Raw genomic sequence first — 12529 nt, 5'->3', positions numbered from 1 at the left:
TCTTTTACCTGTTGACCCAATTAAAATATGACTCCATTTGTTCCTTTATTATTGAAAAAAAATTGTTCGGGACTTCTTTGAGTTCCAGGGAAAGGAGAAATAATTAGCCTGACATGAGGTTTTCGTCGTCGCTTAACAATCCCTAAATCTTGATTTTTATCGGAGGCAAAATACTTAACTAGGTCAGAAGCTAATCCTTTTTGATATGCCACAGAAAAATGATACATCCCCCGATAAATCATTTCTAATGAAACAGGTTCAATTGGCACTCCTAATTCATCCGCAACGGCATCTCCTAAATCTACTAAAACCGCATAAAATAGCCAAGTAGCCCAGATTTGAAGCTTGATTCCGTTTAATGAACCTGTCCATAAATAGCTGAGATTTAATAATCTTTTTACTGTACAAAATGCCTCTTCTATTCGCCAGCGTCTTTGATATAAATCTGCTACTACATAGGGGGGCAATACTTCGGGTTCTCGGACACTTGTTAGATAAGAGCGCCAGGAAGTCTTGGAGCGAATTTGTACTAATCTTATAGTCAAAGCTGGTGTCTGTTTTGTGCCTGCACCTATTTTAATTATCTGGTCTTTGACATCATAAGTATTGGTTAATACCCGCTCGATTTGATAAGATGCACTTTTTTTAATTCGAGTGATAAATCCAATTTCTTGCTCGATTAGTTTTGACCAAAAAGCGAAGTGATAGAAGCCTCTATCCAATAATAGTAAGGTTTTAGGCTTAACTGTTTTTAGTAAATCTTCCTCCCAATTAGTATCTGCTTGTTTCGGATTTTCCCCAAACCAAATTTCTTCGGAAGATGAGTTACTAGGTCTATGATTACTCCCATTTTTCCGGCTAATTGACCAATTGGAACATCTGATAAACTTTGTAGCTTCTTAAATAATGCTTCTAATGTTGAGCCGTCAGCTATCCAGATATTATCAAAGCTTTTTAAGGCAAATTGTACGCTCTCTGGTAATGGTCTCGATTTTCTCATCAACCATTCCCGACGAAAATGAGGCAGTAATTCTTTAAATACTTTTTCAAATAAAACTGCGGGAAAAGTTAAAAATCTTTGTGATAATGCTTGTTGACTAATTGCAGACGGGTCACACCATAAAAATCCCTCTCTATTTAATAATCTGGTTAATTCTGTTACTCCTGCTACGTCTCGCCATAATAAACTTAATATTGCTGCCATCATTAATGGTAGTGTCAGAATTCTATCTCTTAGATTTAGTTGCCGATAAAAACTTTTTTGGGCCGCCATTGCCGGAATTAATAAATCTTCCAGGTGATTTGCGATTACTTAATTTTCTACTTGGGGAAGATTTTTTTTCTTTGCATGATCTCGGTTGATTCGTTTTTTGCGACTCATAACAGGTTCAATTATGGCTCAAATGCTTGCCCGGTAAAGGTTACATTCTATTTTACCTTTTTTTGTCTACCCCCTTGACAATTTGCACTTTTTCTTAACTTGTCACAAATGCCCTCAATCAATCAATTCCGCTTCTTCAAAAATCTGTCTAGTCGTCAACTCCAAACCAGGCAGCAACTCATCCACAATCGGTGTATTATCCGTATAAACTTGACTAGAACCACCCGTCAAAAAACTTCTAATTAAAATAGCCTCTGGATCAATCACCCAAACTCGCGGAACGCCCGCAGCCAAATAATCTTTCGCCTTCTCTTCAAATTCCTTCATACTTTGATCCGGCGATATAATCTCAATCACCAGTTCAGGAATTGCGGGACAAGCTTCATTTCGCCGCCAACTTTTCGGCAGACGTTCATAAGAAATGTACGTTAAATCGGGAACAGGTACCCAATCTTTATCCTGACGTTTTAACAAAATTGCCCATTCTGGAAGCACTCGCCCGCATCCTTTACACCATACACGAATCAGGCGACACAAAGCTCCCTGTAAACTGGAATGAAAAAATTTTGGAGACACTTTAGGGACTGCTTCACCATCTATAAACTCACAATATATATCTCCGTCGGGCAAAGCTAGAAATTCTTCTAAAGTGAGTTTGGTTCCGATGCCTACCATGACTCCCAGCCCTCTCGCTAATTAATTCAAATATCAATTATATAGCCTTTCTCAGATAGATGAGGTATGTAATAAGGCTTGAAAGTCCCGCTATTCAGGGAATCTCGGGTACCTCATCTTTTTAAGAAAGGCTATACAAAATTTCCCAACATTCCTAGAAGTACGATCGCCCTTCTCCCTCTACGCCAAAAGTGGAACAGGCATCCCGCCTGTGAATTTCTGTGAATTTCTGCGCCTCAGAAATCAAAATCCCAATTCCCCAAAAACCATAGCGGGGCCGGCTATCCAGCCCGCCCCGCATTCTCCAAAAGCCCCAAAACCATTCACTTCAACCAAGCAGGATGAGCCATCAAAGCTGCAAACGGCTGCACTCCCCGCAACTGATTCGACAGCGGCAAATGACCCCTAGGCGCGCTCAAATCCCAAATAAACTCTTGCGGGTATCGCGTCCAATTATTCCCCTTCTTCCAGCCAATTAGCGGCCACAATTTATCCCAATTCTTGCCCGAACTCAGCCAAATTTCCCGCTGCACCGAAAAGCCGAATTTGCCTTCGGAATGAACTTTCCACAGCGTATTAATTGTTTGCAAATCCGTTACCGGCAAGCTCTCAACTTGCGTAAAATACAGCCACTTTCTCACAGAAGCTGTTTCACCAGCCAATTCACAAAGCTTGTCTAAAGTCAAGCGATCGGCTTCTTGAAATTCCTGTAACGCCAATAATTGTTGCAGCGGAGTGTAATCAATGTTAGAGTCCGATCGCAGCGGCACAACCCCAGTCGGAAAATTCGCTTGCAAAAACTCCGTCGCTCTCGGAGAATTAGCACTGTAAAGAATTTGGTAAGCCTTACCCATTACCGCAGTCGGTGCCTCTGACTTGCGCTCTAATAAAAATTCCATCAATACATCCCAACCGGAATCTGCTATTTGTTGTTGCAGCAGTTGCAGTTGAGCTTTTTCCGAACCCGACCTCAACTGAGAGCGGAGTTCGGCTGTATCGGCCGCCGAGTCTAGAGGAGAAGTAGAAATCGAGTCAGTCATGAGAAACTATCAGCTATCAGCTATCAGCTATCAGCTATTAGCTGAAGCCCTGGTTTTCCCCCATTGTACAATGGTACTGACTCCGATTCACTTCTCTGTACTCGGATGCCTGCGCGCCACACCGCCTGGTTTAGCCGATCGCCCGATCGCACACTTTTCGCCAATGTCAGCAATCGCAAATAAGTCTACCATCTGAAATTTACGATCGATGCCATACCAAAGAGTTTTTTTTGAACCTAGTCGTCCACGATTGAAACCCATGCAGGGAAGGAAGGCGGAAAAAAGTTTATGTCATATTCCGAGTCTTCCCACTCTTTGACCCAAAGCGGCACGGCGCCTGGGCTAGGAGTTGCAGAAAAGGTGCGTTCTTTGACTTCGATCGAGTGAAATAGCTGTTTTAAAGTATCTCCCCGATCCAAAGCTTCGCTGAGGATGTCGTCCAAGTCAGGATCGACCCGTTTGACACGGTTTTTGTCCTCCTCCAGCCACAGCAGTTTCAAAGACTTCAGATCCCTCGGACTGAGGATGCTCTTGTAGTACACGCGCTTAAGGGTTGCTACGGGCTCCAATGAACGTTCTATCCGGCGAATTTGCTGAACTCGCAGGTAGTGCCATTCCGCTAAACGCTTGCTTTCCGAAGGCGGGAGAGTACCCTTGCCCGCTGCGTGTTTGTAGTCGTATTTAATCAAGCTGCAAGCCATATTGGCTAGCAGGTGAATCAACTGTTTTTCTTTGGGTGTCGCCTGACGCCGTTCCTGGGTTCTTGTCAATACGCGCTGTCTGCGGGTAGTTTCGAGAGTATTTTCCATTGGGTTTTTACGAGATGAAATACGATTGTGCCAGATCCAAATCCCGAACATCAGAAGGTAAGGAAGTTGATAGGCGGGGAAACTCCACCAACAGACTCGCCTTACCTGTTTATTTTCCCATCCACCGTTCTCTGAAACTGATTACCACCCCTGGGATTAGGTAGACTGATCTTGGGATCGAGTTTTAACTACCTCGATCAGAGGCGGTTGGGACAACAAGCACCACAACTACAACCACAACCGCATCAGAGCGAACCACACTCCGGGCGCCAATTATTATTTCCTGCCTTTACCCGTTTTTACCTCTTCTTGGTCCCCATCCTCATTCGTTCCAGTGTAGTTAAAGTCAGGACGACTCTCCCAAGCCGTCAAACTACTGGCTGATGAAGGTTGTGTGGCGATCGCTGAAGCGCTGGCGCTGCCTGCCTGGAAAAAGCCGAAGCCAGCCGAGGCAATTACCCCTAATACTAAGATGCTGTTTTTCATGTTCGATGACCCTGATTTGCGTAGATTGACACTTTTTGGCTCACCCGATCTGTCAGAAATGGGTTGATGCAATAGCCCACTTGTCTTCTGATAAATCTGCCTGCCATAATCAATTCAGACAGGCACACCCGCTTGCGATCGGAAACGCCAGAAGTGACGTGTTACTAATGTCCACGATCATCCACCAACCCGAATCTTTTGGGTAGTGGAGCGAAAGCCATCAGGGCGTCGATCCATCAGGGAGTTATGCCATCAGGGTGCTAATCCATCGGGTAGTTAAGCCATCAGGGCGCATCTTCTACAATTAGCCACAGACTTAACTTTTAGAGTTGAGCGAGTGGTTAGCCAGTTTCTGACCACGCCTTTAAGAATTAAACTTTTTGTGGAGGCATCCTGAAAAGTTTGTTCTTAGGAATCCCCGAACGCGAAAGCCCGGGGAAAGTCAGCAGCATGGAATTCCATGCAATCTAAGTCAACTAAAAAAACGCAGATTAACGATATCTCCCACTCAAGCAGTCCTCAGCCAAACGCTGGGGTTTTTTATTGGCAGCCATTGCTCTGTCTTTTCCTCCAGCATTCGGCAAGCGCAACTGAAGGCAGAAGGTTGACGGCGCTGTGGTTATGAGTTTCCCTGCCAACATCATACCACCGGGTTAATTTTAAAGTATTATTGTAAAAAAAATGTGAAAAAAACGGCGTTTTAGCGTTTTCAATCCGATCGAGTCAAAATTCATCAATTATGTGAACGAGTGTAAAAAATCAAGTGGCGGGGTACAATTGCGCCGATCATAGGATTTGGGGCGAACGCTTGCAAAGATACGGTAAAGATTGACGAGAAGAAAGCTGACCTAGTAGACAATAGAGAAAGAAGAACAAAAAATTTTCCACCATAGTAAGGCCGATAAAAAAAAAACAATCCAAATGCAACAGGCAAACTCCAAACCCTTATTGAATAAGTCATTGCCCAATCTAAAATCTAAAATCTAAAATCTAAAATGGTATCAGCGGGCCATAACTCCAATTTGTAACCTTTCGATCGCACAGCATAGGGGCGTAAAATCTTGATGAATTCCCAGATGACAGCATCCGTCAACTCAACGTACCAATATCAAGTTGGAGGCTATTTGCCTGCCGGTGCGCCCACCTATGTCAGGCGATCGGCAGACAGCGAGCTCTACGAAGGACTCAAAGCCGGAGACTTCTGCTACGTGTTGAGTTCGCCACAAATGGGAAAGTCCAGCCTGCTAGTGCAAACGGCCAAAAGGTTGCAAGCCGAAGGTACAGTTTTTGCCGCCATCAACTTGAGAAGCATCAGCAGCCCAGATATCTCCCCCCAAAAGTGGTATGGCGGAATCATGTACCGCATGGCAAGCAGTTTACACATCACAAACAGGTTTGATGCCATCAAGTGGTGGAACGATCGCGAACTGCTGCCGCCGGTGCAGCGATTGGAGATATTTATCGAAAAAGTTTTGCTCAAGTCACTTCAGCAAAATCTGGTAATTTTTCTAGATGACATTGACAGCATCAGCCGCCTAAATTTTAGTACCAAGGATTTTTTTGCTTTGATCCGGGCTTGTTACTCCAAGCGGGCAGAGCAACCGGAATACGATCGCCTGACTTTTGCTGTTATGGGAGTAGCAGCCCCCTCAGAATTGATCCGAGATCCAAGATGCAACCCTTTTAATGTTGGACGGCAAATTCATTTAAGTCGATTCCAACTGCAGGAAAGTTTGCCGCTAGCAAAAGGATTAGCCCTGAAAGCTTTTCGCCCCCAAAAAGTCCTCCAAGAAATATTAGCTTGGACGGGCGGGCAACCGTTTCTAACTCAAAAAGTTTGCCACTTGGTACTTGAATACGGGCCTTTTATTGGCAGAAATTCGGAAGCTCAGCAGGTTGAAAAACTGGTCAAACACAGAATTATTAAAAATTGGGAAGAAGAAGACGAACCCCAACATTTGATACCTATACGCGATCGCATTTTCCATAACCACTGCGACCTCACGCGGCTGTTAACGCTGTACCAGCAAGCTTTGCAACCGCCCAAGGCAACAAAACCGGGAGAATCCCAGGGAGTACCAGCAGATTACTCTCCCGAAAAACTCGAATTGCAACTGTCAGGACTGGTTGTTAAATTTGAGGGTAAATTAATAGTTTCCAACCTAATTTATCAGTCAGTTTTTAATCAGTTCTGGGTGGAAAAAGAGCTGGGAAAATTGGCTCCTTACCGCTTGGCCCTAGCAGCATGGCTGGCTTCAGACCGCGAAGATGAATCACTGTTATTGACAGGGGAAAGTTTGCAGTCAGCTTTGGATTGGGCGGAGGACAAACAATTAAGCCAAGAACACTATTGGTTCTTGAATCCCGATCGAACTTTTGGGGAAAAACCCACAGTCGTTGTCGCACAAGTTGCAGACAGCAGCATAGACACAGATGCAGACAGCCCCATCCTCACCCCGCCCTCAGATAGTATTCCAACTGGCAGCAACGAACAGAGATTGTACGATCACATCGTCTCCTGCGTGGAAACAGAATCCCCCGCACAGGTGATCGAGCGGTTCCGAAAGCTATTTATCGACGGCATGGGCTATCCCGATCGAGAGATTGAAGCAACTTTGTATAGTATAGTCTCCGTCAAGCGATCGGATCAGGACTTTAAATATCTGCTCCACCGCTGCTGCTACATCCCCATCAACCGCTGGCAATTGCAATCACAAAATCAGTTCGCGATCGCCAAGTTGGTATCTTTATTTAAGCAGACTTCTCCCCGATTCGGGATGGAATTTTACATAGTCAAGCGCTTACAAGAACAAATAAAATTTTTTAATAAAAGTGAAGAATTCCAGACTATAGAGCGCTTAGTAAAAGCCTTAGATAGAGATGCGGAACAGCAGCAACAAGATACAGATTTTCCTTTGGGCGAATTGATATGTCGGTATCCTTATTTGTACGGCTATTCTCTACTGAGCAAGGACAGCATTGAGGAAGACCAACAAACCATCCAAAAACTGGCATTTCAAAGACAGCGACAATTTGAAACACATTTGTCTAAATATTTGAATTATATGGTTGAGCCGAGAAATACAGAAATAGGAATTGTACAGCGAGCGGCTAATCCCACACTTTTGAACGATGCAGAACTGCACTTAGCGGTCAGGGAATTTGCCGGAAAAGTAGCAGGCGATCGCAGCTACAAAGAAGCGGCTCAATTTTTCCTGAGAGATTCCAGAAAAACTCCATCTTACGCCTCATTTAAAGTGGATTTATATGAATATTTAATATCGTCGGTAGAACCAGAATACGGGGGGCGTCAATTTAATGACCGTTTGTACAAACAAATCAAAAATACATTGCGAGAAAATGACTCGGTGAAATTCAATAATCCATTGTTAGTTCGTACTTGCCACCAGTTGTTCAACTTCTTAGTAGTGGAAAATTCTCAACATCCCAGCCACTACGTTTTTTACGATTTGGTGTACAACCTCGGCGCCAGCAGGACAATGGGTTTACTCATGAAACTTGTACTGCTTTCGGGCAAAGTCAAACCAGAGTTGGAAAAGCGATTTTCTATTTTGTTCAATCACTATGAAGGTAAAGCTTCTAATGAAATTATGTGGTTTGTCAAATCGTTGGAAAATTTCAATGTGGCTTTGGTTGTGAATTTTGGTAAGACGGATTTGTCTTTGGTTAAAGAGCATCTTATTTTGACTTGAGAATAACAAAATCGCTCGAACTCTAACAGGGTTATATAATATTATTAATTTAAAAAAATCCCGGAGAAACAAATGAAAGCCTTTGAAGTCACAGGAACGATCGACGAAAAAGGTCAATTAATTCTCGATCGACCTTTAACACTAGACACTCCGGGCCCCGTGCGAATTATCGTCCTCTTTCAGGAATCTACAGATGAAGGTGAAGACGACCCCGACGATACTCCAGTGGCAGAAGTGAAAGCTAGTCTCAAAAGGGCATTCCAGGAAGCTAAAACCCGACAGCGAATACCTCTTTCTCAAATGTGGGAGGGCATCGATGTCGAATGAACCAGATCATCTAGTTCAAATCGATTTAACGCCTGAGTATAAGCGAAATTTGCGTGAATTATCCAAAAAGTATCGACAAATCCGGCTAGATACTCAGCCCGTAATTGAACAAATACAGGCTGGCAATTTTATTGGCGATCGCATTCCCGGAATCGGCGAAGATTATATCATCTTAAAAGTCCGAGTGAAAAACAGCAACATCCAAAAAGGGAAAAGTGCAGGGGATCGCATGATTTATCAGATTGAATCGCCCGTTAGCGTACCTTTGTTAACCATTTACTCAAAATCCGTGAACCGAAGCTATCTTCCCGCAGGGGTTCGGTGAAGGGTAGGGAATCGCGCAGATATCAATCTCAACGAAATCCGCAGCATCATTGCCGACTTTGATGAAAGCCAATAGCGGTGTATTATTAACTCTATGATTAGCTATCTCAAAGGCACAGTAGCCGATATCGCCAAAGGCAGCAACCGCGTCATATTGACTCTCGAAGTCAATCAAATCGGCTATGAAATCCAAATTTTGCCCCGCGTGACCGGTCAATTGCCAGCATCCGGCGAAGTCGCCCAAATTTTTACCCACCAGCAAGTTAAGGAAGACCAAATCGTATTGTACGGTTTTGGCAGCGCGGCAGAACGCGATTTGTTTCGGCAGTTGACGAGTGTTAGCGGTGTGGGTGCTCAACTGGCGATCGCACTTCTCGATACTTTAGGATTGCAAGATTTAGTCCAGGCGATCGTCGGCGGTAACACCCGCATTTTATCCAAAACCCCAGGCGTGGGTACAAAAACCGCAGAACGTCTCGCCCTGGAACTCAAAAGCAAACTTTCGGAATGGCGACAGCAAGCAGGTTTGACAACTTCAGTCGCCGCCGGAGTCCCCCCAGCTATTCAAGAAGAAGTCGAGATGATCCTGCTGGCGATGGGATACACTGGGGCGGAAGTCTTGCAAGCGCTGCAAACCCTCAGTCAAGACAGCACTTTGTCCGCCAAAGGTAATGCGGATGATTGGATACGTGAGGCGATCGCCTATTTGAGCCGATAATCGCCTACCACATCCCGAAACCGGGAATAAAAACCAAAATTCGGCCGGCCCAACAAACCTATCCTTGGCAAAAATTTTATCGTTTTTATGCTTCCCCTGTGATAACATTGGAGATTGTGACAATCGTACAAAAAAAACTAAAATCAATTCATGGCTCTTACACAACAGCGCAAACAAGAAATCATGGGCGACTTCCAAACCCATGAAACCGATACCGGTTCAGCAGATGTCCAAGTCGCCATGCTGACAGATCGCATCACCAAACTAAGCGCCCACCTGAAAATCAACCAAAAAGACTTCGCCTCCCGGCGCGGTTTGATGATGATGATCAGCCGCCGCAAGCGCCTGCTGGCATACATCCAAAAGGAAAATGTCGATCGCTACAAAGCATTGATTGCCCGTCTAGGCATTCGCGGCTAAACACCACAGCCAAAATTTGCGACAATATTCTTTAATCTTGGACAAACACCAAGACTTATTGAAAAATGTTCGAGATTTCAGGTTAGAGATAAAATATGTCCTCCGAACCACCCCGCAAGCGCTTGCCCTTTGAACCGGCAACAAATCGTAAAAAAACGCCTAAAAAGCCCCCAGAACCCCAAGCAAGCCTAGCCTTAGAGTCGGATTCTGCCGACAAGCAGCCGAAAGCTAACAAAACCGGAAAACAGTCGCAATCCATCCCAGAAGTAGTCAGCCAACGCATGATATCCCGCATAGCGGTATTCTGCGGCATACCGACAATCCTGGGAATTTGCACATTTTTTGTAAGCTATTTGGTGGTCAGCAAAGGCTTGTTCGATCTGCCCAACACAGCAGTATTGCTGGTAAGCATGGGCTGTTTTGGTCTAGGCGTTCTGGGATTAAGCTACGGAGTCCTCTCGGCTTCCTGGGATGAAGAAGTTTCAGGAAGCACTCTGGGGTGGGAAGAATTTAATACCAATTTTGGACGGATGCGAGAAGCGTGGCGCGCCGCGAAGCCAAAAAGTTAGTCATTAGTCATTAGTTATTAGTCATTAGCTAAAAACTAAGCTGTTAACCATCTAGAGTTTGTCTTTGGGGAGTGAATAAGAACTCGCCCCACAACAATGCTAATAAAACTGATATAAATAGATTCTCGATCGCCATTGCATCTATTTTTCTCAGTGCATCAGAGTCATCATCCGTTTCTAGCCCAACTAAAAAGGCAAAAAAAATATGATTATTGTAATGAAAGCCGGCACTCCAGAAGCCGAGATCGATCGACTAGACGAAGACCTCCGCACTAACTGGGGTTTGGTACCCGAAAAAATCGTCGGCCGTTACAAAGTTGTTATGGGTTTGGTAGGCGACACCGCCGAGCTCGAACCTATGCAACTGCGCGAAATGAGCACCTGGATTGAAGAAGTGCTGCGCGTCGAAAAACCCTACAAACGCGCTTCTCTGGAGTACCGCCAAGGAGAAGCCAGCACAGTAGAAGTTGCTACTCCTTTAGGAACTGTGATGATCGGCTTGCATCACCCGATCGCGATCGTAGCAGGCCCTTGCTCGGTCGAAAACGAAGAAATGATTGTCGAAACGGCAATGCGCGTCAAAGCTGCTGGAGCTCATTTTCTCCGTGGTGGCGCGTACAAACCGAGAACTTCTCCCTATGCTTTCCAAGGCCACGGCGAGAGTGCTTTGGGATTGCTAGCGGCGGCCCGGGAAGCTAGCGGTTTGGGAATTATCACCGAAGTTATGGATGCGGCGGACTTAAGTGCGATCGCAGAAGTAGCCGACGTGATCCAAGTCGGGGCGAGAAATATGCAGAATTTCTCACTGTTGAAGAAAGTCGGAGCTCAAGACAAACCGATTTTGCTGAAGCGCGGCATCTCCGCCACCATTGAAGAATGGTTGATGGCTGCTGAGTATATCATGGCTTCTGGCAATCCGAACGTGATTTTGTGCGAGCGCGGAATTCGCGGGTATGACAGGCAATATACACGCAATACCCTAGATTTGTCGGCAGTACCAGTATTGCGAACTCTGACTCACTTACCGGTGATGGTTGACCCCAGTCACGGCACTGGTTGGGCGCAGTTTGTACCGTCAATGGCGTTTGCTTCGATCGCCTCTGGTACTGATTCGCTGATGATTGAAGTGCACCCGAATCCGAAAAAAGCATTGTCTGACGGGCCGCAATCTTTAACACCGGATCAGTTCGACAAGTTAATGGAAGAATTGGCCGTGATTGGTAAAGTCATGGGACGTTGGCCGCAGCCCGTGCCAGTTTTGGCATAAAAACAGGCGCAAAGCCTAACCTAAAATGCGATCGCGGCACGGCTGTTTCATTCTCGTATCCGATCACCAACCAAAAGTAAAAGCGATCGCGCTATCTGATAAGATTTTCAGCGATCGCTTAACAGTCAATATACAGCACTTCCGGATGTTATAAGGTACGATAGAATCGACTAAAAATAATATACCAATGAAAGCATACTCAGTAGATTTGCGAGCCTTTCATAGTAGCAGCCCATAAGCGAGCAGAAGCTGTCGATCAGAAAAACAGCAGAAATATTTGCCTGCAGTAAAATCTTAGTTCAAAAACTTGTCAAGCAACAAAAAATCGAGGGGAATTTACAGCCTAAACCCAGGGGGAAACCCATATTAACTCAATAGTCCGGACAATTTTTATAGAGTCCAATGGCTTATTCTCGGTTGACTTTAAGCCACTATGGATAATTAAATCAATGTCAGCTCCACCCGGCTCGTTGCATTTAATTGGACTTTATTTAGGGTTTGCTGAATAATCGATCGCTTTCCCAAGAGCAAGAGCGATCGATTCAAGGCGACTTAAGGATAAGTTTTTTCTGCCTCAATTTGAGTGAAATATAAGCGCAGATTATGCTGAGGGGGGTGACAAAGAGGTCTAGGAGATAGACCGAATAAGGGTTGCAGCCCGCCTGGGGGGGTGACAACCAGCCTGAAACCGAGAGGTGGTGAGGATTGAGCCAATGTGTGCTAAAAAAAGATAGGCAGCATAATTGTTACACGCTTGCCTATCCAAAAAATAATGATACCAACATTTTACCAGACTCATT

Annotated in this window: 11 protein-coding genes and 1 pseudogene; 7 read left to right on the top strand and 5 right to left on the bottom strand. The window is 44.9% G+C overall.

The window, feature by feature from the left end:
* Positions 1–20: 20 nt before the first annotated feature.
* The 5 genes and pseudogenes from QUA36_RS10910 to QUA36_RS10890 all read right to left on the bottom strand — a co-directional run bounded on the left by QUA36_RS10910 (position 21) and on the right by QUA36_RS10890 (position 4391).
* Positions 21–1273 (bottom strand): annotated as a pseudogene (locus QUA36_RS10910) (IS4 family transposase).
* 222 nt (positions 1274–1495) lie between these two features.
* Positions 1496–2056: a Uma2 family endonuclease gene (locus QUA36_RS10905; protein ID WP_333457344.1), complete on the bottom strand. Its 561-nt coding sequence runs from the start codon at positions 2054–2056 to the stop codon at positions 1496–1498.
* Between the two features lie 323 nt (positions 2057–2379).
* Positions 2380–3096, bottom strand: coding sequence for a GUN4 N-terminal ARM-like repeat domain-containing protein (locus tag QUA36_RS10900; RefSeq protein ID WP_333212649.1), 717 nt, complete (start codon positions 3094–3096; stop codon positions 2380–2382).
* Between the two features lie 236 nt (positions 3097–3332).
* Complete coding sequence (locus QUA36_RS10895; protein WP_333058257.1) at positions 3333–3905, bottom strand: hypothetical protein; 573 nt, start codon at positions 3903–3905, stop codon at positions 3333–3335.
* A gap of 276 nt (positions 3906–4181) precedes the next feature.
* Positions 4182–4391, bottom strand: coding sequence for a hypothetical protein (locus tag QUA36_RS10890; RefSeq protein ID WP_333058256.1), 210 nt, complete (start codon positions 4389–4391; stop codon positions 4182–4184).
* 1064 nt (positions 4392–5455) lie between these two features.
* On the opposite strand from QUA36_RS10890, the gene QUA36_RS10885 reads away from it, so the two are divergent.
* The 7 genes from QUA36_RS10885 to aroF all read left to right on the top strand — a co-directional run bounded on the left by QUA36_RS10885 (position 5456) and on the right by aroF (position 11729).
* The gene (locus QUA36_RS10885; protein ID WP_333457439.1) at positions 5456–8104 is read left to right on the top strand and encodes an AAA-like domain-containing protein; all 2649 of its coding nucleotides are present in this window, start codon (positions 5456–5458) and stop codon (positions 8102–8104) included.
* A 72-nt stretch (positions 8105–8176) separates the two neighbouring features.
* A complete protein-coding gene (locus tag QUA36_RS10880) occupies positions 8177–8431 on the top strand; it encodes a type II toxin-antitoxin system RelN family antitoxin (RefSeq protein WP_333163773.1) in 255 nt (84 codons plus the stop codon).
* The gene (locus tag QUA36_RS10875) at positions 8421–8756 is read left to right on the top strand and encodes a type II toxin-antitoxin system RelE/ParE family toxin (RefSeq protein ID WP_333457342.1); all 336 of its coding nucleotides are present in this window, start codon (positions 8421–8423) and stop codon (positions 8754–8756) included. The genes QUA36_RS10880 and QUA36_RS10875 overlap by 11 nt, the downstream gene beginning before the upstream one ends.
* 93 nt (positions 8757–8849) lie before the next feature.
* Entirely contained in the window at positions 8850–9473 is a 624-nt protein-coding gene (ruvA, locus tag QUA36_RS10870) for a Holliday junction branch migration protein RuvA (protein WP_333163769.1), read from the top strand.
* A gap of 150 nt (positions 9474–9623) precedes the next feature.
* The gene (gene rpsO, locus QUA36_RS10865) at positions 9624–9893 is read left to right on the top strand and encodes a 30S ribosomal protein S15 (RefSeq protein WP_190742031.1); all 270 of its coding nucleotides are present in this window, start codon (positions 9624–9626) and stop codon (positions 9891–9893) included.
* Between the two features lie 95 nt (positions 9894–9988).
* Positions 9989–10462: a PAM68 family protein gene (locus QUA36_RS10860; protein ID WP_333230723.1), complete on the top strand. Its 474-nt coding sequence runs from the start codon at positions 9989–9991 to the stop codon at positions 10460–10462.
* Positions 10463–10667: 205 nt separating this feature from the next.
* Positions 10668–11729, top strand: coding sequence for a 3-deoxy-7-phosphoheptulonate synthase (aroF, locus tag QUA36_RS10855; RefSeq protein WP_333457340.1), 1062 nt, complete (start codon positions 10668–10670; stop codon positions 11727–11729).
* Positions 11730–12529 lie beyond the last annotated feature (800 nt).

It is taken from the genome of Microcoleus sp. Pol10D4 (assembly GCF_036701555.1).
Taxonomy (GTDB): domain Bacteria; phylum Cyanobacteriota; class Cyanobacteriia; order Cyanobacteriales; family Microcoleaceae; genus Microcoleus.
This window is presented reverse-complemented; position numbering and strand designations above follow the sequence as displayed.

Bases quoted from the DNA above. Each gene is read 5' to 3' on its own strand.
- aroF (WP_333457340.1), top strand. From the start codon at position 10,668: ATGATTATTGTAATGAAAGCCGGCACTCCAGAAGCCGAGATCGATCGA.
- QUA36_RS10890 (WP_333058256.1), bottom strand. From the start codon at position 4,391: ATGAAAAACAGCATCTTAGTATTAGGGGTAATTGCCTCGGCTGGCTTC.
- QUA36_RS10905 (WP_333457344.1), bottom strand. From the start codon at position 2,056: ATGGTAGGCATCGGAACCAAACTCACTTTAGAAGAATTTCTAGCTTTG.
- QUA36_RS10895 (WP_333058257.1), bottom strand. From the start codon at position 3,905: ATGGAAAATACTCTCGAAACTACCCGCAGACAGCGCGTATTGACAAGA.
- rpsO (WP_190742031.1), top strand. From the start codon at position 9,624: ATGGCTCTTACACAACAGCGCAAACAAGAAATCATGGGCGACTTCCAA.
- QUA36_RS10875 (WP_333457342.1), top strand. From the start codon at position 8,421: ATGTCGAATGAACCAGATCATCTAGTTCAAATCGATTTAACGCCTGAG.
- QUA36_RS10860 (WP_333230723.1), top strand. From the start codon at position 9,989: ATGTCCTCCGAACCACCCCGCAAGCGCTTGCCCTTTGAACCGGCAACA.
- QUA36_RS10900 (WP_333212649.1), bottom strand. From the start codon at position 3,096: ATGACTGACTCGATTTCTACTTCTCCTCTAGACTCGGCGGCCGATACA.
- QUA36_RS10885 (WP_333457439.1), top strand. From the start codon at position 5,456: ATGAATTCCCAGATGACAGCATCCGTCAACTCAACGTACCAATATCAA.
- QUA36_RS10880 (WP_333163773.1), top strand. From the start codon at position 8,177: ATGAAAGCCTTTGAAGTCACAGGAACGATCGACGAAAAAGGTCAATTA.
- ruvA (WP_333163769.1), top strand. From the start codon at position 8,850: ATGATTAGCTATCTCAAAGGCACAGTAGCCGATATCGCCAAAGGCAGC.